Raw genomic sequence first — 25,303 nt, 5'->3', positions numbered from 1 at the left:
TATGGCAAGGCAGGACAGGGCAAACAAGTGAAAAATATTTTAGCGATTCAGTCGCACGTTGTTTTTGGTCATGCCGGTAACGCGGCTGCCGAGTTTCCGATGCGCCGCATGGGCGCGAACGTCTGGCCGCTGAACACCGTACAGTTTTCCAACCATACGCAATATGGTCACTGGACCGGCACGGTGATGCCAGCCACTCATCTGACCGATATCGTGAAAGGTATCGCCGACATCGACCGCCTGAAGACCTGTGATGCGGTGCTGAGCGGCTATCTGGGATCGGCGGAACAGGGCGAACAGATTTTAGAGATTGTCCGCCAGGTCAAAGCGGCTAATCCCGACGCCTGGTATTTCTGCGATCCGGTGATGGGCCATCCTGAAAAGGGCTGTATCGTAGCGCCGGGCGTGGCGGAATTTCACTGTAAAATGGCGATGCCGGCCAGCGATATCATCGCCCCGAATCTGCTGGAACTGGAAATGCTGAGCGAGCGCAGCATTACCGACGTTGATGCCGCGGTAGACGCCGCGCGGGCGCTGATCGCCCAGGGACCAAAAGTGGTGCTGGTAAAACATCTGGCGCGGGCGGGCCGTCGCAGCGATCGCTTTGAGATGCTGCTGGTCACCGCCGAAGATGCCTGGCACATCAGTCGTCCGCTGGTTGATTTTGGCGTACGGCAGCCGGTTGGCGTGGGCGATCTGACCAGCGGCCTGCTGCTGGTGAATCTGCTGCACGGCAAAAGCTTACAGGATGCGCTGGAGCACGTGACGGCGGCAGTGTATGAAGTGATGCTGAAAACCCATCAGATGGGCGAGTATGAACTGCAACTGGTGGCCGCGCAGGATGCGATTGCCGCGCCGACCCAGCACTTCGCGGCTGAAAAGCTGTAAAACAGAGCAGGGCCGGATCATCGGCCCTGTTCACGTAGCGGCTCATTTTTTGCTGAGGTAGCACCAGACTCAGTGTAAGCCTTCCGCCGTTAACGCCGCCTGCACCGCCGGCCGCGCCGTCACCCGACTGAACCAGCTCTCCAGCGCCGTACAGGCCGATAAATCGAGCCTGAGCGCTCTGGCCCAGCGCGTCACCACATACAGATAGGCATCGGCCACGCTAAAGCGCAGCCCCATCAGCCACTGCTTGTCACGCAGCGCCTCATCCACAAAGCGGAACTTAGCCGTCAGCAGGGTCCGCGCCCGGCTTTTTTCCTCTTCCGTGCTATCCGGACGAAACAGCGGGGTAAAACTTTTGTGCAGTTCGCTGCTGATGTAGCTCAGCCATTCCACGGTGTGATAGCGCGTCAGGCTGCCGCCCGGAGCCAGCAGATGGCGGTCAGGCTTGAGGTCCGCCAGATACTGCACAATCGCCACGCCTTCGGTCAGTACCGTGCCGTCGCTGAGCTGCAGCGCCGGTACCTGTCCTTTGGGATTGATTTGCCAATAATCGTCGCCACGTTCCGTGATTTTTTTTGCCAGATCAACATTCACCTGCGTGAAGTCGAGCCCGCATTCGCGCATGACAATGTGGGGTGAGAGAGAACAGGCACCCGCTTTGCAAAACAGTTTCATGACCAGCCTCCTTGATGCGATGGGATCATTGCATCATAAGGGCCTGGCCCGGAATTGCCAGTGACGACGATCAGGGAACGGAGAGAGGGCGACTGGGAGAGGAATAAAAAAAAGCCGGGCAGTGCCCGGCGGGTAAAGGGTCAGACGGTTTACGCCTCGACCTCTTTGGTTTTTGCGTCGTTATCCTGGGTCATCCGGTTAAGCAACGGCGCTGTAATCAGCATCAGCAGGGCAATGACCGCGGTCACGATACCAATCTGCTGGAACACGCGGCTATAGGTGGCCAGCGAAATCAGCGGATCGGTCACGTTTTCCGGCACTGCCATCAGGTTAGCCACTTTACCGGCAATCACTGCCGCGCCTGCGGTGGTCAGGAACCATGAGCCCATGATAAAGCCCATCAGACGCTGTGGCACCAGCTGTGCGACCATCGCCAGGCCGAGACCGGAGATCATCAGCTCACCGATACTCTGCAGCGCATAGCTCAGAATCAGCCAGTTAACCGAGACGATACCCGCATCGCTGGCAAACTTCGCGCCCACCGGCAGCACCAGAAACGCACCTGAGCAGAGCACCATGCCGAAAGCAAACTTATGCGGCATCGGCAGTTTATCGCCCAGCTTGTTGTAGAGCGCCGCCAGCAGCGGACTGGCCAGCATAATCCAGAACGGGTTCAGCGCCTGGAACTGTTCCGGCGCAAAGGTGATGCCAAGAATGCTGTGCTCAACGTTGCGGATGGCAAAGAAGTTCAGCGAAGTCGGCATCTGCATGTAGAGCACAAAGAACAGAATCGCTTCGACCATCAGCAGGAAGGCGACAATCATCTTACGACGCGCGGCACCCTGCAGGGCAAAGGCCTCTTTGGCAAACACCAGCACGATACCCAGCGCAATCACCGCCAGCACCAGACGGGCGATAGACTGGTGATGCAGCATCCAGTTAGCCAGTGCCACCAGCACCACAACGCCAACCAGCGTCATCAGCAGCTTACCGATTTGCAGCGGGGCGAAGTCCGGTTTAGAACCGTAATCTTTGACCATGCGCTTGCAGAACAGGAAGTTGAACAGGGTGATCACCAGACCAATGACCGACAGCGAGAACGCCACGTTGTAGCCATATTTCTCGGCTAACCACGGGGTCAGCATCATCGAGAACAGCGAGCCGATGTTGATCGACATATAGAACATGGTGAAAGCACCGTCGATACGCGGGTCATCTTTGTCGTAGCAGGTTGACAGCAGCGAAGACGGGTTCGCTTTAAACAGGCCGCTACCGACGGCGATGGTCGCCATACCGATATAGACAATGCTGACGTTGTGACCGGAGAAGGCCACCAGCGCATAACCCAGCGCCAGCACCAGCACGCCCAGCACAATCACGCGTTTGGTACCCAGCACCTTATCGCCGAGCCAGCCACCAATCGCCACCAGTCCGTAGACCAGTGCGCTGAACGAGGAGAACAGCGTGATGGAGTCTGATTCGGACATCCCCAGCTGTTTCACCAGGTAAACCGCCATGATGGCCTGCAGGCCATAGAAACCAAAACGTTCCCACAGCTCAATCGAGAAGATTAAGTAGAACGCCTTTGGCTGTTTAAACGCATTGAGACTGACTGTCTCATCAGTGTGTTTGTTTGCAGTTGACACATGTACCTCAGTTTTATCACACCCTGTTTCGGGACAGGAATTAAGTCCGCGTCATGTGAGTTGTCCATGCGCAAGATTGTTATTAGAAGGGAAAAGCGGCGACTAATTTGGCTGATTAAGCGCGACAGGGCAAGAATTTTCTGACCACTGGTTTAGCCTGATATTGTCGGGTTAAAAAACTTATAACAAACTGTTAATCGGATTTAAATATGGCAAGTGTCGATTATAGCAGTATAAATGCTGTGGATGCGAGCCAGTGGCTGGATAATATTGATATTAACTGCTAATAGAGGATTATGCAGATTAATAGTTTGTTGAATAATAACTATCCAGCACTATTCGTCAGCCAGCGACTATATTCCAGGCGAAGCGGCGAAATATCCATCATTTATCTGGCCGCTTTGCACTAAAAGTGAACAAATGACGATCCTGCGCACAAATAGATGATTTAATTCAGGAAGAAAAAGAAGAAACCGTTTGCGTGCTGAAAATCTGCGCAGCAAAAAACGGCAGCAGACGACAATCGAAGCATAAAAATTGCCTGCGCGGTCTGACAGTCCGGAATCAGATGCCCGGTTCGGTAGGGTGCAGAGGGCACAAATTCACGGCGCGTCCGGCCTCGCTCGACAGCAAATTAACATTCCTGTAACCTCATTCTTTCCCTCATGAGGATGGTTTATGTCTTCCCCTTTACGTTTATCTCTGGTCGGCGATTACCGTGCTGACGCCGTCGCCCATCAGGCGATTCCGCTGGCAATAGAACGTGCCGCCGCTGAGCTGAATATCACCGTTGACGCAGAGTGGATTGCCACTGAACAACTGGGCGATCTCAGCCAGCTGCAACAGCGTGAGGCGATCTGGGTGGTGCCAGGCAGCCCTTATCGCCATGATGCCGGTGTGTTTGCCACCATTCGTATGGCGCGGGAACAGGGCAAACCTTTTCTCGGCTCCTGCGGCGGGTTTCAGTATGCGGTGATTGAGTATGCCCGCAACGTGCTCGACTGGCAGGATGCGGCACATGCGGAGACCGACCAGAGCGGACGGATGGTGATAGCGCCACTGAGCTGTTCGCTGGTGGAGCAGCGCGGCGCGGTCAGCTTTGCCGCCGGTTCGCGTATTGCCAGGGCCTACGGCACGCTGAACAGCGATGAGGGTTACCATTGTAACTTTGGCGTTAACCCGGACTTCAGCGCAGCGCTGGCCGACAGGACGCTGGCTATCACCGCCTGGGACTCAGACGGTGATGTACGCGGTGTTGAGCTGGACGATCACCCGTTTTTTGTCGCCACGCTGTTTCAGTCAGAGCGGGCCGCGCTGCAACAGAAGACCTCACCGCTGGTGGTCGCCTGGATGCAGGCCGCGCTGGCGCAGCGCTGACCGCCAGCATCCAGTGACAGTGTCACCGGCTGCGCGATTAATCGCGTAACAGCGCCGGGCGTCTGGCATCAAAGCGCCAGTTATTAATCAGGAACTGCATGCCGATTGCATCGTTACGGTTCTTATCCGGCAGTGCATTGTAGAGAGCATGTGCCGCTTCAACCTTCGACATATCTAACGTAATACCCAGTCCTGGCCCCTCAGGCAGTTCCAGATAGCCGTCGCGAATCTGGGGTGCCTGCTGCGTCAGCTGCTGTCCATCCTGCCAGATCCAATGCGTATCGAAGGCGGTCAGCCGATCGCCAGGCGCAGCCGCTCCCAGGTGCGCCACCATCGCCAGCGACACATCAAAATGGTTATTCGAGTGACAGCCGGTGGTCAGGCCCCATTCGTGGCACAGCTGCGCCACGGTATGCGCATTCCGCATCGTCCAGAAGTGCGGATCGGCCAGCGGAATATCGATGGCATTAAGCTGTAAGGCATGCTGCAACTGACGCCAGTCATTGGCAATCATGTTGGTGGCGACCGGAATGCCGGTGGCGCGCTTAAATTCTGCCAGCGTCTCGCGGCCGGAATAGCCGTTCTCCGCGCCGCAGGGATCTTCCAGATAAGGAATGCGACCCGCCAGCTGGCGTCCATAGTAAATCGCGTCATCCAGTGACCAGCTGGCGTTGGGGTCCACCGTGACCCGCGCATCGGGAAAGCGTGCCAGCAGGGCATTAACGGTTTCAACTTCCACCTCTGCGTGGTGCACGCCGCCCTTAAGCTTGAAATCACGGAAACCGTAACGATCCGTCGCAGCCTCCGCCAGCCGCACCACGGCAGCAGCATCCATCGCTTTTTCATGGCGCAGTTGCAGCCAGCCATCGCTACCAGCCGGACCCGCCTGATAATTCATGGTGGTCAGTTTACGGTCGGCAATATAAAACAGGTAGCCCAGCACCGGCACCCGATCGCGCTGTTTGCCGCTGGCCAGCAGCTCGGCGACCGGCAAATCGAGATGCTGTCCCAGCAGGTCAAGCAGCGCCGCTTCAATTGCCGCAGCGGCATTGTAGAACTTCTCCGGGTTCATCTGCGGAATGTGAATGTCATTAGTATGTGCGCTCTGCTGGTGTCGCGCATCGCTGGCAAACAGCGTCGAAATCGTTGCGTTGAGCCGCAGCAGATCGCTGCCCTCAATCTGTGGCCGGAAGCGCTCCAGCAGCGCCAGCGTCGAGGCGTGGCAGGGGCTTTCGCCGACGCCGGTGCGGCCGGCGGAGTCGGTCATAATCACCAGAATGCGGGTGAAATAGCAGTTATGCGCGCCGCCAATATTCAGCAGCATGCTGTCATAGCCGGCGACCGGCACCACCCGCATAGTTTTAATGACTGGACTGGCTGACATGTTGATTCTCCATAGGTACAAGGGAAGACGGGGTGGGTTTACGGCGCAGCAGCAGCCACAGACCGGTCAGCAGCGACACGCTGGTCAGTGCATAAAGGCCGCCGGTGGTCGAGCCGGTCTTCATTTCCAGATAGCCGAACACCGTCGGCGCGAAAAAACCGCCAAGATTGCCGATGGAGTTCACCAGCGCAATTCCCGGGGCGACAATCGATGCGGGCAGTTCACCCTGAGGCATGGGCCAGAAGAAGGTGGCGCTGACTTTCGAGCCGATGCAGGCGACGATCATCGCCAGAAAACCAAACCACGGCGATCCCAGCGTCGCCATAAAGGTACCGCAGGCGGCCACCAGCATCGCGACACCCAGCGCTTTATCCAGCTTATCGCGATGGCGGTCTGAAAAACGGCTCAGCAGATTGATGGCGACAATCGCGCACAGCCAGGGAACGGCGGTCAGAATGCCGATGCCAAAGCTGCTGAAGCCCTGAATACGCTGAATAATTTGCGGTAGCCAGAACACCAGCGTGTAGCCGGTCATGGTCATGGTGAAGAAAATGGCGCAGAAGAACAGCAGGCTACGGTTACGCAGCAGTGACATCCGGCCCGGCTGCTGGTTAAGCCGATCGCGATGGGCTTCTTCGTTGTGCAGCTGCTGTGCCAGCGCCTGTTTTTCCGGCTCGCTCAGCCAGCGGGCATCGGCGGGCCGCGAAACCAGCACCCAGGCGGCCACGATCCCCACCAGCACCGAGGCACCACCTTCGAGGAACATCACCCATTTCCAGCCGGCGATACCGAGAAAATCATGCAACATCAGGATCGCGCCGGTGATCGGGCCGGAAAACAGAAATGCCCCGGCGGTTGCGCTCAGTACCATCGCAGTGGCCCGGCCGCGCCAGGCATTGGGCACCCACTGGCGAAAATAGAACAGCACGCCAGGGAAAAAGCCCGCTTCGGCAACGCCCAGTAAAAAGCGCAACAGGTAGAAATGCAGCGGAGAAGTGATAAAGCCGGTCAGCACCACCACCATACCCCAGGTGATCATGATGCGGGTCAGCCAGACCCGGGCACCATAACGCTTCATCATCAGGTTACTCGGTACCTCAAACAGCGCGTAACCGATAAAAAATAGCCCGGCACCCAGGCCGAAGGCGGCCGCGCTGATCCCGGCGTCGGTGTGAAGCTCTGCCTTGATAAAGCCAATGTTGGCACGGTCAATCTGGTTAATGATCAGCATAACGGCCAGCATCGGAATGATGCGGGTAAAAAACTTTTTGATGGCGGAGGCGATCAGCTCATCGTGATGCGGTGACAGGGCGCTATCCATCGGTCTTCCTCGCGGCTGCGTAGAGAAGAGCAAAGTGTAGGGCGCTGAAAAGGCGGGCTCTATGGGCAATCGCCCAGGGGACACTGGGCGTCCGGCCTGGGCATCATTGTTATCAATATGTTATTGGACCGGCGCTTCGCTTTGGCTGAGCAAAACTGTGGGTCGGATCATATTCAGGGTCTGGCCGTCAGCATTACCGGCTGCGGCGTTTCACGCTTTGGCGGTCTGACGACGCTGGGCAATCTGTTCGGCACGCTGCAACAGCGCCTGCAGATCGTCCTCGTCGATATCCAGCAGTTCGCCGCCTTCCAGCGCCTGATGCAGATCCGCGCGCGTCAGCGGCACCGGTATCTCAACCGGAGACGGTTTCACCTCTTCCGGTGCCAGCGGATGGGGATAGCGCCGCCCGGCAAGGTTGTTGAACAGGATAGCCAGCAGCGCCAGGGTCAGGGAGTTGAGCAGCACCGGCGTCAGCACAAAATGATAGCCGAGTTGATTCACTGTGGGTCCGCCCAGAATGGCGGTCAGGGCGACAGCGCCGCCCGGCGGATGCAGGCAGCGTAGCTGAAACATCAGCAGGATCGCCATGCAGGCGGCGACGCCACAGGCAATCGCCGGATTGGGGATCAGCTGACCGATCGTCACGCCAGCCAGCGCCGACAGCGTATTGCCGCCGACGATTGCCCACGGCTGCGCCAGCGGACTGGCCGGTACGCCAAACAGCAATACCGCCGATGCACCCACCGGCGCGACAAACCACAGGTTCAGCTCGCCCAGCACCCAGTGACTCAGCAGACTGGTCAGGATCAATCCGATACCGGCACCGAGGCTGGCGATCATCACATGCTTTTTACTCACCGCCAGCGGATGGGGCCAGAATCGGGCCAGAAACAGGCGCATCGCCTGCCTCCCGCTGGAAGGGCTTTTGCTCATTACTTTACGCACCGTGTCATAACTTTTTCTTATCGTCGGGGTCGGCGATTTTCCATCATCAACATCAATGTAACAACCCGACAAATTGTGCAGGTATCTTCGGGGCGATATTTACCCCGGAAAAAAGGGGAAATCATGGGGGCAGCAACGATGTTTAACTGTCGACATTGGCGCTGGCAGGTGGGGCGCTAAATAAAAAGACCCGCCGTAGCGGGTCAGAATGAAAATTAATCAACCTTATCGGGATACTCACACAGGTCTTCAATCAGACAGGCACCACAGCGCGGTTTTCGCGCCACGCAGGTATAGCGGCCATGCAGGATCAGCCAGTGGTGGCAATCAACTTTATAGGCCGCCGGCACCACCTTCAGCAGTTTCTGCTCCACCTGCTCGACATTTTTACCCGGCGCAAAGTGGGTGCGATTGCAGACGCGGAAGATATGGGTATCGACCGCGATAGTCGGCCAGCCAAACGCGGTGTTCAGCACCACATTGGCGGTTTTACGGCCCACGCCGGGCAGTGCTTCCAGCGCCGCACGATCTTCCGGCACCTCGCCGTTATGCTGTTCCAGCAGGATGCGGCAGGTCTTAATCACATTTTCCGCTTTGCTGTTAAACAGCCCGATAGTTTTGATGTACTCCTTAACGCCCTCAACGCCCAGCGCCAGCATCGCGGCCGGGGTATTCGCTACCGGATAGAGCCGGGCGGTGGCTTTGTTAACGCTGACGTCAGTGGCCTGCGCCGACAGCAGAACCGCAATCAGCAGCTCAAACGGCGAGCTGAAGTTTAGCTCGGTGGTCGGATGCGGATTATTCTGCTGCAGCCGACGGAGGATCTCATTACGTTTGGTCTGGTTCACACCGCTTTCCCGGTCGCGCCCTGTGGAGCGGCAGAGGCAGCGGCTTCTGCGCGCTGTGCAGCCCGTTGTTTCATTTTCTGGTCGATCAGATATTTACCCGCCAGCATCATGCCGAGACCGATAAAGGCTCCGGGCGGCAGCATCGCCAGCAGCATCGGCGAGTCAAAATGCACCACCTCAATCCGCAACGATTTAGCCCACGGACCCAGCAGCTGATCGGCACCGTTAAACAGCGTGCCGCTGCCGATGATTTCACGCATCGATCCCAGCACCACCATGGCACAGGTGGCACCCATACCGATGGCAAAACCATCCAGCGCCGCCAGCGGGATGCTGCTTTTCGAGGCGACCGCCTCGGCCCGGCCAACCACGATGCAGTTAGTCACAATCAGCGGGATGAAGATGCCCAGCGACTGATACAGACCATAGGCGTAGGCGTTGATCAGCATCTGCACACAGCTCACCACCGAAGCGATGATCATCACGTAAATCGGGATGCGGATCTCCGACGGCACCCAGCGGCGTGAGGCGGAGATAAAACTGTTGGTCAGAGTCAGCACCAGGGTGGTCGCCAGACCTAATCCCAGGGCGTTGGTGGCGGTGGCGGTCACGGCCAGCAGCGGGCAGAGACCCAGCAGCTGCACCAGGGCGGAGTTATTTTTCCACAACCCGCCGACCAGCAGGCTTTTAGCTTCACTCATTTGCGTCTCCACATGCCGGTAACGAAGAGAGTTTCTCCGGAAGGGTTGCTATTAACAGTGCGGTGCGTTTGGTGGCGTTGACCACCGCGCGTGGGGTAATGGTGGCACCGGTAAACTGGTCGAACTCACCGCCATCCTTTTTCACCGCAAAGGCTTTATCTGTCGGACCCTGAACCACTTTGCCGTTAAAGCTGTTGATCCAGTCCGAAATACGCAACTCGATTTTATCGCCCAGACCCGGCGTTTCATGATGTTCCACCACCCGCACACCCAGCACTTTACCGTGAAAATCGGCCCCGACCAGCATCTGAATGGCACCGGAATAGCCATCCGGCGCGGTCGTTTCCAGCGCGGCCGCCACTGGCTGACCGTTGTTACGCGCCAGATAAAGATGGTGGGGCGCGGCATTGCCTAACGCCGGGTCCGTGACAACGTAACAATCCTGCTGGATGTTGTTGTCGTAGAGCGAGGTCGGCACCACCTGGTCAAGCAGGTTTTTCTGCTGTAGCTGAGTCTGATGTTCCACCGTGGGTTTGGTCACGGTATTAACCACTGCGGTCGCCGCAGTAGTGATCGCGGCAAAGATCGCCAGCGTCACGCCATTTTTACGAATCGTCTCCAGCATCGCTTAATCCTTTAAATGGCCGTAAACGCGCGGCTGGGTGTAGTAGTCAATCAGCGGCACGCAGATGTTGGCCAGCAACACCGCGAAGGCCACGCCATCCGGGTAACCGCCGAAACTTCTGATCAGCCAGACCAGCAGGCCGATCAGCGCGCCGTAAATCAGACGACCGCGGTTAGTGGTGGAGGCGGTAACCGGATCGGTGGCGATGAAAAATGCACCCAACATAGTCGCGCCGGAGAACAGGTGAATCAGCGGACTGTTGAGCGAGTCTGGTGAAAATACCCAGCCAAGCGTAGCGCAGAACGCCAGCGACAGCAGCATAGCGGCAGGAATATGCCAGCGGATCGCATTTTTCCACAGCAGAAACAGACCGCCAGCCAGGTAACCCAGATTGACCCATTGCCAGCCGAGACCCGCCAGCACGCCGCTGTAGATTGGCTGCGCCAGTAACTGATCGGCGCTGTGACCGGCGCGCAGCCCGGTTTTAAAGGTATCCAGCGGCGTCGCCTGGCTGATGCCGTCAACGCCAATCTGCAACTGCTGCATGGTCTCGCCCGCCAGCGTATGGCCGCGGAATATCATGCTCAGACTGTCCATCAGCGTCGGTTTAATCGCCTGTAGCGTGTCGGGCGGCAACCAGCTGGTCATCTGGACCGGGAAGGAGATCAGCAGCACCACATAACCGACCATCGCCGGATTGAAGGGGTTCTGGCCCAGCCCGCCATACAGCTGTTTGGCAATGACGATGGCGAACACCGTGCCGATCACCACCAGCCACCACGGTGCCAGCGGGGGCAGACTGATACCGATCAGCACCGCCGTCAGCAGCGCTGAGTTGTCTGCCAGGTTGCTGCCAACCGGCGCTTTACGCAGCCGTAAAATAGCAGCTTCAGTCAGCCAGGCGGTCAGCGTAGCCAGTAAAACCTGTAAAAGCGTGCCGTAGCCAAAGAAATAACACTGTGCGGCAAAACCCGGCACCGCCGCCAGCACCACCAGCAACATGATATTGCCGGTACTGCGGCGGTTATGGGTATAAGGGGAACTTGCGATACGAAAAGCCATTTAATCCTCAAGCGTCGTAGACGACTGCGCTTTACGCGCTTTGGCACGTGCGATGGCGGCCGCTATGGCGGCTTTACGCGCATCATCGGGTTGATTCAATTCAGGTGCCTGTTCCGGTTCAGCATTGGCGTTGTTCGCTTGCTCCTGCGCCTGTTCAGCTTTTTCGACGGCGTAATGGGCCTGCGTGGCCACTACCGCAGCATCACGTGAGGCTGCATCGGCCGCCGCTGCCTGAGCCTGCGCTTTCTTCGCCTTCGCGCGGGCAATCGCGGCCTGCACTGCGGCTTTGCGCGGATCGTCAGTTTCTTCAGCAGGCTGGGCGTCAGCGCCCGTTACCGGCTGTGCGCTTTCCGCCTGGGCGGCTTTCTTCGCTTTCGCGCGGGCAATCGCGGCCTGCACCGCGGCTTTACGCGGATCGTCAGTTTCAGCGGCAGGCTGTGACTCAGCGTCCGTTCCCGGCTGCGCGCTGTCTGCCTGGGCGGCTTTCTTCGCCTTCGCGCGGGCAATGGCGGCCTGCACCGCGGCTTTACGCGGATCGTCAGTTTCAGCGGCAGGCTGGGCGTCAGCGTCCGTTACCGGCTGCGCGCTGTCTGCCTGGGCGGCTTTCTTCGCCTTCGCGCGGGCAATGGCGGCCTGCACCGCGGCTTTGCGCGGATCGTCAGTTTCTTCAGCAGGCTGGGCGTCAGCGTCCGTTACCGGCTGCGCGCTTTCCGCCTGGGCGGCTTTCTTCGCTTTCGCGCGGGCAATCGCGGCCTGCACCGCGGCTTTACGCGGATCGTCAGTTTCAGCGGCAGGCTGGGCGTCAGCGTCCGTTACCGGCTGCGCGCTTTCCGCCTGGGCGGCTTTCTTCGCCTTCGCACGGGCAACAGCCGCTTCAACCGCCGCTTTACGCGGATCGACTGCCGCCTCTTCACTGGCCTCGCTCCCGGCCCCGGCTGGCGTCATTTTCTTCGCTTTGGCGCGGGCAATCGCCGCCTCAACCGCCGCTTTACGCGGATCGGTAGTCTGACGACTCAGCGCCTGAGTTTCTGCCTGAGCCTCGGCCTGACGCAGACGCGCCTGCGCATGACGGGCTTCACGCTGCGCTTCAGCAGCGGCTTCATCAGGTTCGGCACGACGGGCGGTGGCCCGCGCTTTCGCTGCCGCCAGCTCGCCGTTGTCGCTGCGGGCAACGCGCTGTTTCGCCTCTTCATGTCGCGCTTCACGCGCCTGCTTCTCACGTTCCAGCCGGGCCTGGCGCGCTTCAAAGCGCGCTTTGGCTTCGAGGGTACGTTTCGCTTCCAGATCGATGGCGCGCAGCTCAGCTTTTTCCTGCCGGTAATACTGCACCAGCGGAATATTGCTCGGGCAGACATAGGCGCAGGCACCGCACTCAATGCAATCATCAATGTGATGCGCGCGCGCCTTATCGTGGTCGCCGCCCTGGCTGTACCAGTAAAGCTGCTGTGGCAGCAGTTTAGCCGGGCAGGCATCAGCGCAGGCAGAACAGCGAATGCAGGACTGCTCTTCGTCGTTGTTACCCATTTCGCTGCTGGACGGGGCCAGAATACAGTTGGTGATCTTCACCACCGGCACGTCCAGCGACGGCAGGGTAAAGCCCATCAGGGGACCGCCCATGATCACCATCTGGCGCGGGCCAGGACGGAACCCGACCTGATGCAGCAGATGGCTGATAGGCGTGCCGAGACGGCTCCAGACGTTGCGCGGCTGGGCGATCGCCTCGCCGGTCAGCGTCACGACGCGTTCTGTAATCGGTTCACCATTGATAATCGCGCGCTTAACTGCCCAGGCGGTACCGACGTTCTGCATCAGCACACCAATATCGGTCGAGCGTCCGCCGTGCGGAACCTCCATCCCGGTCAGGATGCGGGTCAGCTGTTTAGCACCGCCAGAGGGGTATTTGGTCGGGATCACCCGTATTTGCAGATCGCGCTCGCCGCCTAACGCCTGCTTCAGTGCCGCAATGGCTTCAGGTTTATTATCTTCGATGCCAATCAGCACCCGTTCTGCCTGTAATACCCAGGCGAGAATCCGGCTGCCTTCCAGCACTTCAGCCGCGTAGTCCTGCATCAGACGGTCATCCGCAGTGATGTAAGGCTCGCACTCTGCCGCATTGATGATCAGGGTTTTGACACCGCGCAGACCGCCTTTAAGCTTGGTAGCGGTCGGGAAGCCCGCGCCGCCCAGACCGGCAATCCCGGCATCGTGAATACGCTGCACGATGTCGGCGCGCGGATGCTGGCGGTAATCGGGCAGGGGATCAAGCGGCATCCAGCGGTCTTCGCCATCGGGCGTCAGGAAAATGCACAGCTCTGACAGGCCAGACGGATGGGCGGTCATGTGCTGACCGATATCCTCGATGGTGCCGGAGGTCGGGGCATGCACCGGTAACATCCGGCCGGTGCCAAAGGTCAGGGGCTGACCGCGCAGCACCTTATCGCCCGGTGCCACGCAGATTTCACCTTCGTGACCGATGTGCTGTTTCAGCGGGATGATAAAACGGTGCGGCAACGGCAGTTCGCTCAGCGGGGTACCGTTGGACTGGGTTTTCATTTCCGGCGGATGAATGCCGCCCTGAAAATCCCAGATCTTATCTTTTTTGAAAAAATTCAACAAATTAAGCATGAGTTTCTACCGGAATCACCCGCACCGGAATGCTGTTCAGATCCCACTTCCAGTTGGCAGGCGTGGTCTCAACCGGCCGCATCTCGATGCAGTCAGTCGGGCAGGGCGCAACACAGAGATCGCAGCCGGTGCAGACATCGCTCAGCACGGTGTGCATGGCGCGGGTCGCCCCGACAATCGCATCTACCGGGCAGGCCTGAATACACTTGGTGCAGCCAATGCAGTTCGCTTCATCGATAAAGGCCACGGTGCGGACCGGCGCTTTGGCGGTTTCATCGCCATCAATCGGCTGCGGCTCAACGTTCAGCAGCTCTGCCAGCTTGAGCATGGTCTGCTCACCGCCTGGCGCGCACTTGTTGATGGCTTCACCGTTGTTGCCCACCGCATCGGCATACGGGCGGCAACCGGGATAGCCGCACTGCCCGCACTGACTCTGCGGCAGAATGGCATCAATTTGCTCAACGATTGGGTCTTCTTCGACCTCAAAGCGGCGCGAGGCGTAGCCCAGCAGCGCACCGAACACCAGGCTCAGCGCACTTAATACAGCAACTGCTATCCAGATCGCGGTCATCAGAATTTCACCAGACCGGTAAAGCCCATAAATGCCAGCGCCATCAGGCCAGCGGTGATCAGGGCAATGGAGTTACCTTTGAACGGGGCCGGGACGTTGGCCAGCACCAGACGTTCACGCATGCCGGCGAACAGCACCATCACCAGCGAGAAGCCGAGTGAGGCGCTAAAGCCGTACAGGGCTGCCTGCAGAAAGGTGTGATTCAGATTGACGCTCAGCAATGGCACGCCCAGCACCGCGCAGTTGGTGGTGATCAGCGGCAGGAAAATGCCCAGCAGGCGATAGAGCGACGGGCTGGTTTTACGCACCACCATCTCGGTGAACTGCACCACCACCGCGATCACCAGGATATAAGCCATGGTGCGCAGGTAGACCAGATCGAGCGGCAGCAAAATCAGGTGATTCACCAGCCAGGCACAGATTGAGGCCAGCGTAATCACGAAAGTGGTGGCCAGGCCCATGCCGATTGCCGTCTCCAGTTTTTTGGAAACGCCCATAAACGGGCACAGGCCAAGGAACTTCACCAGCACGAAGTTATTTACCAGCACAGTACCAACAAAGAGAAGCAGATAATCGGTCATTTTTTCGCCTGAAATCCAGAAAGCGGCTTATTATCATTGATAGTGCGGCGTATCTCAACCGCTACGCCGCAACCGGCCGGGCAGACCGCACTCAGAATTAAATTCCTGACACAACTCACAGCGTTAGGGTTCAATAAAGGTGCTTTTTACCCGCTTTGAGCGTTTGAAGTAGGGGGCAAACACCGCTGCGGCCGCCAGTGAAAGCAACAGCGTCTGTAAGGCGCGGCTGTCGGTTACCGGGGTAAAGGCAAAGGTTTTCAGCGCCAACAGCACGGTAATCAGCAACCACAGCAGATAATGGCGCGGTAAACGGCGTGAGCGCTTAAAGAACAGCCAGCTAATCCACAGGCTGTAAGCCCAGACCGCCGCGGCGGTCAGCAGGGAGATGGCCCAGTAAGAGAAAAGGGTGCTGCCATGGGAGAAGAGTGTCGCGCGCCATTCCGGATTAAACAGCGGTGTAAGGTACATCGCCATTACCAGCGCAGTGGTTAACAGGGTCATAATCAGCCAGGCCAGCGGCAGCAAAAGCCAGCCACCGATGCGCGGCGCAGCAACCTGTTCATTCATAGCGGTAATTCCTGTCTTGGGAAGTCGAAGCGCAGCAGAATAGCATGTCCAGATGGGGCGCGCCCGCCTGGACAACGTAACCAAAAAAATCAGGCAGCAGGAAGTTATACCACGTAGCGCCACACCGTCTTAGGCACACAGCCAAGATCATATAACCGTCCGCCCGACGCCAGTTCGGCGCGCCGATGATCGGCAGCACGGTACATATTGATGATATCCATCTCATCGGTGAGCGAGTAATTGAGGTGATCGAAGAGCTTTTCCAGACTGTCTGAGTTATTCACTTTACGAAATTTAAGCAGGTAGTCGTACGCAGTCATCATTGCCATAACAGTAGAAGGAACTAAGGAGTGCTCAGTATAGGGGGCAAGCTAAACCTGTCCAGATCCTGTGATCAAAAAAAGGTGAAAATCAGATAAACGACCGGAATACGCCGCTAAAAGTCCATTTTTGCAGGTTTATTCGCGGATAGGGCCACCTGCCCGCGGTGCTGAACCGGGAATTCTGCAACATCGCCCGTGTCAGAAAATAATCCCTCCGCGCTGACGTGCCAGGCGTGTCACACCGCGTCCGGACGGTTTTTGCCTGGCCTGCGTGGTGAAGGCCAGCATCAGGCCTGCCGGCAGCAGCGTGGCAGGTGGCTGACCGGCGCGGCAGATAGAGTGACTGCGCAGATTTTAATAACGCAATGCTGACTAAAAATGCCACTCTGCAGCCGCGCTCAGGGTAACAAACGGACCGGCCAGGGTCAGATTATGGTGTGCAATGATTTTTTCTGCGGTCAGATGGGGATTATCCACCGTGGTGTGGGCATCAGAAACCAGCACCACTGAAAAACCGCAATCTGCGGCTGCCCGACAGCTGGTATCGACGCAAAACTCGGTTTTCATCCCGGTCACCACCAGCTGTTTAATCCCTTTTTCTCGTAACTGGCTCAGCAGCGGCGTATCTCTGAATCAGCTGGGGAATTTTTTGATAAAAACACCCTCCTGCGCGTCATCAACGCCCAGTTCCGGCAACAGACGGGTTAACGGGCTCCGGGCGCTGAATGGGGAATCATCGGGTCCGGTATGGCGTGCAAAAAAGATCGGGACCTTAGCCTGACGCGCTTTTTCAATCAGCAGGCAAATATTCGCTAACACCCTATCGGCGTGATGAGGCGTGACAGCTCCCCTGAACAGGCCCTGTTGCATATCGATGACTAATAATGCGCTTTCAGATGAACTCATGTTGTTTCTCCATTCAGAGGGTAAAGAACGGAGAACAGGTCCCCGTCCGGTTGGGCGGGGAGCGAAGATCTGTTTGTCAGGTGCCGGTCACAGATACGCTCAAAGCGGTGCGGGTGGTAGTGGTGGTGATCGAACCTGAGATAAACATGATGTTGCCTTCAGTGGTGACTGCTGAACGAGTGGTGACTACTGAACAACACGCTAACACAGATGGTGCAGTAAATACGCCGCAGCGGAGTAAAAAACGCTTGGTCAGGGTCGCACTTAACCCGGCAGTGCGCATTGCCTGCCGTCGTCTCAGGCCGCCCGTCGTGGTCAGACGGCGTCGCGCTGTCAACCGATCGCCCGCAGAAGTCGCCAGAGAAACGTTTCGCCCGCCAGTCACCTGAAAAATGCACTATGTAGGCACTATGCGAGCGCTACGCTAGCACTATGCAAGCAATGTGCGGGCAATCACAAATCCCATTTTTTGTTCATCCCGCAGGCAGATAACCCATTTTGTACGCCTGGCTGTAATCGCTTTCAGTGGGGCTGCGCATAAGCGATTCTGTTTATTACAATTATTTAACCCGTCCTGATTTCACTTTCAGTCGTTTTATCCATAACAGCCTGCACTATAAAACGGTTGATGTTGACGTAACTCCTTTAAATTGCTCAATTTTGTGAAGCATGTCGCCATTATGCACCCTTTTTTAGTCCAGGCTAAGCGGGCTCTCTACCCTAAACAGCAAATGCCCTTCAGAGGAATAAAAACTATGTGGAAACGTTTACTTCTGACCACGCTGGTCAGCGCCGCGTTGACCGGACCAGTGCTGGCTGCGGACATGACGGTCGGCTTCTCGCAGGTGGGTTCGGAATCTGGCTGGCGCTCCGCCGAAACCAACGTGGCGAAAAGCGAAGCTAAAAAACGCGGTATCACCCTGAAAATCGCTGATGGTCAGCAAAAACAAGAGAACCAGATTAAAGCGGTTCGCTCGTTTATCGCTCAGGGCGTTGACGCCATCTTTATCGCGCCGGTGGTGCAGACCGGTTGGGAACCGGTGCTGGAAGAAGCCAAAGACGCCAAAATCCCGGTCTATCTGCTGGACCGCGCCATCGTAGTCAAAGACAAATCGCTGTATCAGGCGGTTGTCACTGCGGATAACGTGCTGGAAGGCAAGCTGATTGGCGACTGGCTGGTGAAAACCGTCGGCGACAAACAGTGTAACGTGGTGGAACTGCAGGGCACGGTCGGGGCCAGCGTGGCGATCGATCGTAAGAAAGGCTTTGCTGAAGCGATCAGCGGTCATCCGAACATCAAAGTGATCCGCTCTCAGTCTGGCGACTTTACCCGCAGCAAAGGTAAAGAGGTAATGGAAAGCTTCATTAAGGCGGAAAACAACGGCAAGAACATCTGCATGGTTTACGCACACAACGATGACATGGCGATCGGTGCCATCCAGGCGATTAAAGAAGCCGGTCTGAAGCCTGGCAAAGATATTCTGACCGGCTCGATTGACGGCGTACCGGATATCTATAAAGCGATGCTGGCAGGCGAAGCCAATGCCAACGTGGAGCTGACGCCAAACATGGCCGGCCCGGCCTTTGATGCGCTGGAGAAATTTAAGAAAGAGGGAACGCTGCCGCCAAAAGTGATCAAAACCGAATCGAAACTGTTCCTGCCTGCTGACGCTCAGCGGGAACTGGAACGCAAAAAAGGCATGGGTTACTAAGCCGCAGACCGCCCTGCGGGGCGGTTTTTCATGACGTGAGGCGGAGTTAGCAGAATGACCACACACAATGAAACATCGCTGTTAACCATCAGCGGCGTCAGCAAAGGATTTCCCGGCGTTAAAGCGCTGAACAACGTCTCGTTTGATATTCGCAAGGGCGAGATCATGGCGCTGCTGGGCGAGAACGGCGCGGGGAAGTCAACCCTGATCAAAGTGCTGACCGGGGTCTACAGCCGCGATGCCGGCACCATCACCCTGAACGGTAAGCCGATTACGCCGCACAACACTGCCCAGGCGCAGGAGATGGGCATTGGTACCGTTTATCAGGAAGTGAACATGCTGCCGAATATGTCGGTAGCCGATAACCTCTATATAGGCCGCGAGCCACGACGCTTCGGCATGCTCGATCGGCGGCGCATGGTGCGGGATGCCGATGCGCTGATGCGTAACTACGGTTTTTCACTCGACGTGACGCGCCCGCTGGGACACTACTCGGTGGCGATGCAGCAGATTATCGCTATCTGCCGCGCAGTCGATCTCTCCGCCCAGGTGCTGATTCTGGATGAACCAACCGCCAGCCTCGACGCCAGTGAAGTGGAGATGCTGTTTACCCTGATGGCGCAGTTAAAAGCCAAAGGGATGAGCCTGATTTTCGTTACCCACTTTCTCGACCAGGTTTACCGCATCACCGATCGCATCACGGTATTACGCAACGGGCAATTTATCGCTACCCGCGACACCGCCTCGCTGCCGCAAATTGAACTGATCAAACTGATGCTGGGGCGCGAACTGCTGGAGACGGCGCTGCAGCGGCAGGGCAGCACTCTGCGCAGTAATCAGCCGGTGGTATCGTTTGAAGATTACGGCAAAAAAGGCACCATCGAGCCGTTTAATCTGGAGGTCCGGCCGGGTGAAGTGGTCGGTCTGGCAGGACTGCTGGGCTCGGGCCGTACCGAAACCGCAGAAGTGCTGTTTGGTATTCGCCGCGCCGATCGCGGCACGGCAAAAATCAAAGGCAAGGTGCAGCGAATCACTAACCCGGCTCGCGCCTCGCAGCTGGGGATGGGGTTCTGTCCGGAAGATCGCAAAACCGACGGGATTATTGGCGCGGCATCGGTGCGCGAAAATATCATTCTGGCATTGCAGGCGCAGCGCGGCTGGTTACGACCGATTAAAAAGCGTGAGCAGCAGGCGATCGCCGAACGCTTTATCAAGAGCCTGGGCATTCGTACGCCGCACGCCGATCAACCGGTGGAGCTGCTGTCGGGTGGCAACCAGCAAAAGGTGCTGCTGTCGCGCTGGCTGGTGACTAAACCGCAGTTTCTGATCCTCGACGAGCCGACGCGCGGCATTGACGTGGGCGCGCACGCCGAGATTATTCGTTTAATTGAATCCTTATGTGCTGATGGACTGGCGCTGCTGGTCATCTCCTCTGAGCTTGAAGAACTGGTGGGTTATGCCGATCGGGTGTTGATCATGCGCGATCTGAAGCAGGTGGCAGAAATTCCGCTGGAGCAACTTTCGGTAGCGTCGATCGTCAACGCTATCGCTGACGGAGGGGCACAACATGCTTGAGACCCCTATGACACCTGAAAAACCGCAACGCCGTAAGCTGAAACTGCCACCGGGCATGCCGCAAATCGCGGCGCTGCTGCTGGTGCTGCTGATCGATAGCCTGGTGGCAAATAACTTTTTTGCTGTCCATCTGCAGGATGGCCGACTGTTCGGCAGTCCGATTGATATCCTCAACCGCGCTGCGCCGGTGGCGCTGCTGGCCATTGGCATGACGCTGGTGATCGCCACCGGCGGTATCGATCTGTCGGTTGGGGCGGTGATGGCGATTGCCGGCGCGACGGCAGCGACCCTGACCGTGGCCGGACACAGCGTGCCGTTTATCATTGCCGTGACGCTGGCTACCGGTCTGGCCTGCGGTATCTGGAATGGGGTGCTGGTGGCGCTGCTGCGTATACAGCCGTTCGTCGCCACGCTGATTCTGATGGTGGCGGGGCGCGGTATTGCCCAGCTGATTACCCAGGGTCAGATCGTTACCTTCGACAGTGACAGTCTTGGCTGGTTTGGCAACGGTTCGCTGCTGATGTTGCCGGTACCGGTGTGGATCACTCTGCTGGTGGCGCTGGCGGTCTGGCTGCTGACTCGCAAAACCGCGCTCGGCCTGTTTATTGAAGCGGTAGGGATCAACCTGCGTGCCGCGCGCAATGCGGGCGTCACCGGCTGGCTGGTGGTGATGTCGACCTACGCCATCAGCGGCGTTTGCGCTGCGGTAGCCGGGCTGATTGTTGCTGCCGACATTCGCGGTGCGGATGCCAATAACGCCGGATTATGGCTGGAGCTGGATGCGATTCTGGCGGTGGTAATCGGTGGCGCTTCGCTGATGGGCGGACGCTTCAATCTGGTGCTGTCTTTGATCGGTGCGTTGATTATTCAGTCGATGAACACCGGTATTTTGCTCTCCGGCTTCCCGCCAGAGCTGAATCAGGTGGTCAAAGCGGTGGTAGTGATGTGCGTGCTGTTACTGCAATCACCCCGGTTTATTGCGATGTTAAAACGGAGACGCCCGACATGATCAAACGCCATCTGCCGTTGATGATCACCTTGCTGGTGTTCGTCGCGGGTTACCTGTTCTGCCTGAGCCAGTTTCCGGGCTTCGCCTCAACCCGGGTCATCTGCAATATCCTGACTGATAACGCCTTTCTGGGCATTATCGCGGTCGGTATGACTTTTGTGATTTTATCCGGCGGTATCGATCTGTCGGTCGGCGCGGTGATCGCCTTTACCGGGGTGTTCCTGGCGCGGGCGATTGGCGATTTCCACCTCGATCCGCTGCTGGCTTTTGCGGTAATTCTGGCGCTGGGTGCCTTGTTCGGCGCGATGATGGGCTGGTTGATCGATGCGCTGAAGATCCCGGCATTTATTATCACCCTGGCCGGCATGTTCTTTCTGCGCGGCTGCAGCTATCTGGTGTCGGAGAACTCGATTCCGATCGATCATCCGTTCTATACCATGCTCTCCAGCCTGGCGTGGAAAGTGCCAGGCGGCGGACGTCTCAGCCTGCTGGCGGTGATTATGCTGGTGGTGGTGCTGGGTGGGATTATTCTGGCGCACCGTACCCGCTTTGGTAATCAGGTCTACGCGATTGGCGGTAACCTGACCTCGGCGCAGCTGATGGGGGTGTCGACCCGTGCCACCACCATCAAAATCTATATGCTCTCTACCACCTTAGCCACGCTAGCCGGTATCGTCTTCTCTATCTACACCTCGGCCGGTTATGCGCTGGCGGGACTGGGCGTGGAGCTGGATGCGATTGCTTCGGTAGTCATCGGCGGCACGCTGCTGTCGGGCGGGGTCGGAACGGTGCTGGGTACGCTGTTCGGCGTGCTGATTCAGGGGCTGATCCAGACCTGGATTAACTTCGACGGCACCCTCAGCTCGTGGTGGACCAAAATCGCCATTGGTATCCTGCTGTTTGCCTTTATCGCGTTACAACGTTTGCTGACGGTGATCTGGGATCGCCAGCAGAATGCACCGGTAAAACGATTGAGTTCCTGACTACCTGAGTATCCCGCTAGAGGGCGGCTCGCCGGAGCCGTCCTTTACTGCGCCAGACGCAACTTCATCACCGTGACCTCTTCACCCGCTATGTGCCGCTGTTCCACCGCCTGCCATCCTGAGCGCTGATAGTACCCTTGCTGATCGGGCGTATAGAGCCACAGTTCACTGATTTGTTGTTTGATTGCTGTCGCAATCGCCTGTTGGATCAACGCTTTTGCCACGCCCTGACCCCGGAATCTCTTATCTGTGACCACCTCACCAATCCAGTATTCCCGCGCGGCAATGTCATCCAGTTCATAGCGAATGATGCTACAGGTCGCGATCACCGTTTCGCCATCCGGCGTGGCAATAAGGGTAAATTCTGCCGAAGGTTTCTGATTGCGCTGTTTTAAACGCGCAACAATGGCAGGCGGGTGAGACCATGCAGGAAAATGTGACCATTCAGTGTGCAGCAGCTGTGCGGTTTGTTCGGCGTAGCGGGGATGTTGATTCAGCTCGGCAATAAGCATGTGCGGGGCGCCTTTATTTTGTCAGGCATCAAGCAATACAGGCTGGTGGGTTAAAGAGCAAGATCATGAAGAGGTTACATTGCAGTAAAGGATGTTTGTATATCCGGCTAAAACAGTCGCTGTTAGATGAAGGTGCAGGGTCAGTAAAGGCATGCCCGATCGCAAAGGATTCCCGCATCCCTGCGGATCGGCCGCGCCATCCCCGGCGCGGACGCTTTGCTCTTCAGGCATGCCTTTCCTTCCCGGCTGGGCTGATGCATCGTTTTAAGAAGCAGGAAGCGGATAGTTTTTATTGGGGATAGCATAAAACAGTCGCTGTTGGCTGAGGGTGCAGGGTCAGGAAAGGCATGCCCGATCGCAAAGGATTCCCGCATCCCTGCGGATCGGCCGCTGTATCCCGGGCGCGGACGCTTTACTCTTCAGGCATTGCCTTTCCTTCCCGGCTGGGCTGATGCTTCGTTTTAAGAAGCAGGAAGCGGATAGTTTTTATTGGGGATAGCATAAAACAGTCGCTGTTGGCTGAGAGTACAGGGTCAGGAAAGGCATGCCCGATCGCAAAGGATTCCCGCATCCCTGCGGATCGGCCGCGCCATCCCCGGCGCGGACGCTTTGCTCTTCAGGCATGCCTTTCCTTCCCGGCTGGGCTGATGCATCGTTTTAAGAAGCAGGAAGCGGATAGTGTGAGGCGAGTATCCCGGCAGCCGGGGCTACAGGGATCTGTTGACGGCGATGTTACGGAACGCCCGCCATCCCGACTAAATAGCACCGTTTTTATAAAAAAAAACCGATGCCGCATAAGCCTGCATCGGTGGTTTGATTGATTCTGGCGCGCTGCTAATCATTAAAATGAACAGCGCTGCCGCAGTGCGTAATTAACGTTTTAGCCGGTAGTACGCTTCGTTCCAGCGCAGCGCATCTTTGAAAGCAGGTAAACGTGTATGCTCGTCAATCACCAGCACTTCGATGTCGTTCATCTCACCGTACAGATACATATCATCCAAAGTCAGCGCCTGGCTGAACACCGTATGGTGCGCGCCGCCGCCCAGAATCCACGCTTCGGACGCGGTCGCCAATGACGGCTGGGCTTTCCACAGTGCGCGCGCAACCGGCAACTTCGGCAGCGGTTTCGGCTGTTCAATCGCATCTACCACGTTAACCAGCAGACGGAAACGATCGCCCATATCAATCACGCTGGCGTTAATCGCACGCCCGGCTGGCGTTGAGAAAATCATGCGGGCCGGATCGGCTTTATCACCAATGCCGAGGAACTGCACATCGATTAATGGCTTCTCTTCAATGGCAATCGACGGGCAGACTTCCAGCATGTGGGAGCCGAGCACCAGATCGTTACCCGGTGAGAAGTGATAGGTGTAATCCTCCATAAATGAGGTACCACCTTTGCGATCGCCCGCCAGCACTTTGAAAATGCGTAACAGCGCCGCGGTTTTCCAGTCACCTTCACCGGCAAAGCCATAACCCTGGCCCATCAGACGTTGCACCGCCAGTCCCGGCAACTGCGTCATACCGTGCAGCGTCTGGAAGTTGGTGGTAAATGCCTGGCAGCCTTCTGCTTCCAGGAAACGCTTCAGGCCCAGCTCGATACGCGCTGCATCCAGTACGTTCTGCCGTTTTTCGCCGCCCGAGGCCGCCACATCGGTAAAGCGATAGAGGCTTTCGTACTCATCGATCAACGCATTGACGTCGCCATCACTGACCTGATTGATTACCTCAACCAGATCGCCGACGCCCCAGCCGTTGACGGCATAACCGAACTGAATCTGCGCCGCAACTTTATCGCCTTCGGTAACCGCCACTTCGCGCATGTTATCGCCAAAGCGCGCCACTTTTAGCTGCTGGCTGGCCTGTTTCGTCAGCGCCGCACGCATCCAGTTACCCAGACGCTGCTGGCTGGCACCGTCCTGCCAGTGACCGGTGACCACGCTGTGCTGCAGACCCATCCGTGCGCCGATAAAACCAAACTCACGGCCGCCGTGTGCGGTCTGGTTCAGGTTCATAAAGTCCATGTCCATGCTGTCCCACGGAATTTCAGCATTGAACTGGGTATGGAACTGCAGCAGTGGTTTATTCAGCACGCTCAGGCCGCCGATCCACATTTTAGCCGGCGAAAAGGTGTGCAGCCAGGTAATGATGCCAACGCAGCGGGTGTCATGATTCGCGTCGCGGCACAGCGTCAGCGCTTCATCCGGTGATTTCACCAGCGGTTTCAGCTCCAGCTGCAGCGGCAGGCCAGCCTGATTTAATCCCTCGACTACCTGACGCGCATGCTGTTCTACCTGGCGTAACGTCTCCGCACCGTAGAGGTGCTGCGTGCCAATCACAAACCACACGCTGTAGCTGTTTAACTGTTCCATAAAATCACTCCTTTACTTTGAGCCTACCCCAATAGGCTATTTTATTTGTCAGTCTGAACCTGGGCAGTGCTCACAATCCTCACGTACTCCGTGTA

At 57.4% G+C, this 25,303-nt stretch carries 21 protein-coding genes and 2 pseudogenes; 6 read left to right on the top strand and 17 right to left on the bottom strand.

The window, feature by feature from the left end; genetic code table 11:
- Positions 1-27: 27 nt before the first annotated feature.
- Positions 28-888, top strand: a complete 861-nt coding sequence (gene pdxY / locus ABIB18_RS05505; RefSeq protein ID WP_031377357.1) for a pyridoxal kinase PdxY — start codon at positions 28-30, stop codon at positions 886-888.
- A gap of 69 nt (positions 889-957) precedes the next feature.
- Here pdxY and gstA read toward each other — a convergent pair whose 3' ends face one another.
- Complete coding sequence (gstA, locus tag ABIB18_RS05500) at positions 958-1,563, bottom strand: glutathione transferase GstA (RefSeq protein WP_354473779.1); 606 nt, start codon at positions 1,561-1,563, stop codon at positions 958-960.
- 149 nt (positions 1,564-1,712) lie between these two features.
- Entirely contained in the window at positions 1,713-3,209 is a 1,497-nt protein-coding gene (dtpA, locus tag ABIB18_RS05495) for a dipeptide/tripeptide permease DtpA (protein ID WP_031377355.1), read from the bottom strand.
- Positions 3,210-3,887: 678 nt separating this feature from the next.
- Between dtpA and ABIB18_RS05490 the strand changes: the two genes are divergently transcribed.
- Positions 3,888-4,586, top strand: a complete 699-nt coding sequence (locus ABIB18_RS05490; protein WP_354473778.1) for a CTP synthase C-terminal region-related (seleno)protein — start codon at positions 3,888-3,890, stop codon at positions 4,584-4,586.
- Between the two features lie 37 nt (positions 4,587-4,623).
- On the opposite strand, the gene ABIB18_RS05485 is transcribed toward ABIB18_RS05490, so the two are convergent.
- The 13 genes and pseudogenes from ABIB18_RS05485 to ABIB18_RS05425 all read right to left on the bottom strand — a co-directional run bounded on the left by ABIB18_RS05485 (position 4,624) and on the right by ABIB18_RS05425 (position 17,045).
- Positions 4,624-5,970, bottom strand: coding sequence for an enolase C-terminal domain-like protein (locus ABIB18_RS05485; RefSeq protein ID WP_046288347.1), 1,347 nt, complete (start codon positions 5,968-5,970; stop codon positions 4,624-4,626).
- A complete protein-coding gene (locus ABIB18_RS05480) occupies positions 5,948-7,291 on the bottom strand; it encodes an MFS transporter (protein WP_279810275.1) in 1,344 nt (447 codons plus the stop codon). Before ABIB18_RS05480 ends, ABIB18_RS05485 begins: the two co-directional genes overlap by 23 nt.
- 210 nt (positions 7,292-7,501) lie before the next feature.
- Entirely contained in the window at positions 7,502-8,224 is a 723-nt protein-coding gene (locus tag ABIB18_RS05475; protein ID WP_031377353.1) for an HPP family protein, read from the bottom strand.
- Between the two features lie 227 nt (positions 8,225-8,451).
- The gene (nth, locus tag ABIB18_RS05470) at positions 8,452-9,084 is read right to left on the bottom strand and encodes an endonuclease III (protein ID WP_031377352.1); all 633 of its coding nucleotides are present in this window, start codon (positions 9,082-9,084) and stop codon (positions 8,452-8,454) included.
- Entirely contained in the window at positions 9,081-9,785 is a 705-nt protein-coding gene (locus ABIB18_RS05465; RefSeq protein ID WP_046288345.1) for an electron transport complex subunit E, read from the bottom strand. The genes nth and ABIB18_RS05465 overlap by 4 nt, the downstream gene beginning before the upstream one ends.
- Positions 9,778-10,410, bottom strand: a complete 633-nt coding sequence (rsxG, locus tag ABIB18_RS05460; RefSeq protein WP_031377350.1) for an electron transport complex subunit RsxG — start codon at positions 10,408-10,410, stop codon at positions 9,778-9,780. The genes ABIB18_RS05465 and rsxG overlap by 8 nt, the downstream gene beginning before the upstream one ends.
- 3 nt (positions 10,411-10,413) lie before the next feature.
- Complete coding sequence (gene rsxD, locus ABIB18_RS05455) at positions 10,414-11,472, bottom strand: electron transport complex subunit RsxD (RefSeq protein WP_031377349.1); 1,059 nt, start codon at positions 11,470-11,472, stop codon at positions 10,414-10,416.
- The gene (gene rsxC, locus ABIB18_RS05450) at positions 11,473-14,097 is read right to left on the bottom strand and encodes an electron transport complex subunit RsxC (RefSeq protein WP_354473777.1); all 2,625 of its coding nucleotides are present in this window, start codon (positions 14,095-14,097) and stop codon (positions 11,473-11,475) included.
- Entirely contained in the window at positions 14,090-14,668 is a 579-nt protein-coding gene (gene rsxB, locus ABIB18_RS05445) for an electron transport complex subunit RsxB (RefSeq protein WP_031377347.1), read from the bottom strand. The genes rsxC and rsxB overlap by 8 nt, the downstream gene beginning before the upstream one ends.
- Positions 14,668-15,249, bottom strand: a complete 582-nt coding sequence (gene rsxA, locus ABIB18_RS05440; RefSeq protein ID WP_031377346.1) for an electron transport complex subunit RsxA — start codon at positions 15,247-15,249, stop codon at positions 14,668-14,670. Before rsxA ends, rsxB begins: the two co-directional genes overlap by 1 nt.
- A 123-nt stretch (positions 15,250-15,372) precedes the next feature.
- Positions 15,373-15,816 (bottom strand): DUF2569 domain-containing protein, encoded by a 444-nt coding sequence (locus tag ABIB18_RS05435; RefSeq protein ID WP_031377345.1) that lies wholly within the window; start codon positions 15,814-15,816, stop codon positions 15,373-15,375.
- A gap of 104 nt (positions 15,817-15,920) precedes the next feature.
- Positions 15,921-16,136: a transcription modulator YdgT gene (ydgT, locus tag ABIB18_RS05430; RefSeq protein ID WP_031377344.1), complete on the bottom strand. Its 216-nt coding sequence runs from the start codon at positions 16,134-16,136 to the stop codon at positions 15,921-15,923.
- Between the two features lie 375 nt (positions 16,137-16,511).
- A pseudogene (locus tag ABIB18_RS05425) lies at positions 16,512-17,045 on the bottom strand (cysteine hydrolase family protein).
- Positions 17,046-17,800: 755 nt separating this feature from the next.
- Here ABIB18_RS05425 and ytfQ point away from each other — a divergent pair.
- The 4 genes and pseudogenes from ytfQ to yjfF all read left to right on the top strand — a co-directional run bounded on the left by ytfQ (position 17,801) and on the right by yjfF (position 22,324).
- Positions 17,801-18,757, top strand: a complete 957-nt coding sequence (gene ytfQ / locus ABIB18_RS05420; protein WP_031377342.1) for a galactofuranose ABC transporter, galactofuranose-binding protein YtfQ — start codon at positions 17,801-17,803, stop codon at positions 18,755-18,757.
- Between the two features lie 54 nt (positions 18,758-18,811).
- Positions 18,812-20,332 carry a sugar ABC transporter ATP-binding protein gene (locus ABIB18_RS05415; protein WP_046288343.1) on the top strand — a complete coding sequence of 507 codons (1,521 nt, stop codon included), beginning with the start codon at positions 18,812-18,814 and terminating at the stop codon, positions 20,330-20,332.
- Positions 20,325-21,348 (top strand): annotated as a pseudogene (ytfT, locus tag ABIB18_RS05410) (galactofuranose ABC transporter, ATP-binding protein YtfT); the annotation flags it as partial. The gene ABIB18_RS05415 and the pseudogene ytfT, both read left to right, overlap by 8 nt.
- Positions 21,338-22,324: a galactofuranose ABC transporter, permease protein YjfF gene (gene yjfF, locus ABIB18_RS05405; protein WP_031377340.1), complete on the top strand. Its 987-nt coding sequence runs from the start codon at positions 21,338-21,340 to the stop codon at positions 22,322-22,324. The pseudogene ytfT and the gene yjfF, both read left to right, overlap by 11 nt.
- Positions 22,325-22,368: 44 nt before the next feature.
- Here yjfF and ABIB18_RS05400 read toward each other — a convergent pair whose 3' ends face one another.
- Positions 22,369-22,836, bottom strand: a complete 468-nt coding sequence (locus ABIB18_RS05400) for a GNAT family N-acetyltransferase (protein ID WP_159222752.1) — start codon at positions 22,834-22,836, stop codon at positions 22,369-22,371.
- A gap of 872 nt (positions 22,837-23,708) precedes the next feature.
- Entirely contained in the window at positions 23,709-25,208 is a 1,500-nt protein-coding gene (araA, locus tag ABIB18_RS05395; protein ID WP_046288341.1) for an L-arabinose isomerase, read from the bottom strand.
- Positions 25,209-25,303: the final 95 nt, after the last annotated feature.

It is taken from the genome of Pantoea sp. UYEF8, assembly GCF_040546285.1.
Lineage (GTDB): Bacteria > Pseudomonadota > Gammaproteobacteria > Enterobacterales > Enterobacteriaceae > Pantoea > Pantoea brenneri.
This window is presented reverse-complemented; position numbering and strand designations above follow the sequence as displayed.

Coding starts and splice junctions, on each gene's coding strand:
- ytfQ (WP_031377342.1), top strand. CDS start 17,801: ATGTGGAAACGTTTACTTCTGACCACGCTGGTCAGCGCCGCGTTGACC.
- ABIB18_RS05465 (WP_046288345.1), bottom strand. CDS start 9,785: ATGAGTGAAGCTAAAAGCCTGCTGGTCGGCGGGTTGTGGAAAAATAAC.
- rsxC (WP_354473777.1), bottom strand. CDS start 14,097: ATGCTTAATTTGTTGAATTTTTTCAAAAAAGATAAGATCTGGGATTTT.
- ABIB18_RS05435 (WP_031377345.1), bottom strand. CDS start 15,816: ATGAATGAACAGGTTGCTGCGCCGCGCATCGGTGGCTGGCTTTTGCTG.
- ydgT (WP_031377344.1), bottom strand. CDS start 16,136: ATGACTGCGTACGACTACCTGCTTAAATTTCGTAAAGTGAATAACTCA.
- ABIB18_RS05400 (WP_159222752.1), bottom strand. CDS start 22,836: ATGCTTATTGCCGAGCTGAATCAACATCCCCGCTACGCCGAACAAACC.
- rsxG (WP_031377350.1), bottom strand. CDS start 10,410: ATGCTGGAGACGATTCGTAAAAATGGCGTGACGCTGGCGATCTTTGCC.
- rsxA (WP_031377346.1), bottom strand. CDS start 15,249: ATGACCGATTATCTGCTTCTCTTTGTTGGTACTGTGCTGGTAAATAAC.
- rsxB (WP_031377347.1), bottom strand. CDS start 14,668: ATGACCGCGATCTGGATAGCAGTTGCTGTATTAAGTGCGCTGAGCCTG.
- gstA (WP_354473779.1), bottom strand. CDS start 1,563: ATGAAACTGTTTTGCAAAGCGGGTGCCTGTTCTCTCTCACCCCACATT.
- ABIB18_RS05475 (WP_031377353.1), bottom strand. CDS start 8,224: ATGAGCAAAAGCCCTTCCAGCGGGAGGCAGGCGATGCGCCTGTTTCTG.
- ABIB18_RS05490 (WP_354473778.1), top strand. CDS start 3,888: ATGTCTTCCCCTTTACGTTTATCTCTGGTCGGCGATTACCGTGCTGAC.
- araA (WP_046288341.1), bottom strand. CDS start 25,208: ATGGAACAGTTAAACAGCTACAGCGTGTGGTTTGTGATTGGCACGCAG.
- ABIB18_RS05485 (WP_046288347.1), bottom strand. CDS start 5,970: ATGTCAGCCAGTCCAGTCATTAAAACTATGCGGGTGGTGCCGGTCGCC.
- yjfF (WP_031377340.1), top strand. CDS start 21,338: ATGATCAAACGCCATCTGCCGTTGATGATCACCTTGCTGGTGTTCGTC.
- rsxD (WP_031377349.1), bottom strand. CDS start 11,472: ATGGCTTTTCGTATCGCAAGTTCCCCTTATACCCATAACCGCCGCAGT.
- ABIB18_RS05415 (WP_046288343.1), top strand. CDS start 18,812: ATGACCACACACAATGAAACATCGCTGTTAACCATCAGCGGCGTCAGC.
- ABIB18_RS05480 (WP_279810275.1), bottom strand. CDS start 7,291: ATGGATAGCGCCCTGTCACCGCATCACGATGAGCTGATCGCCTCCGCC.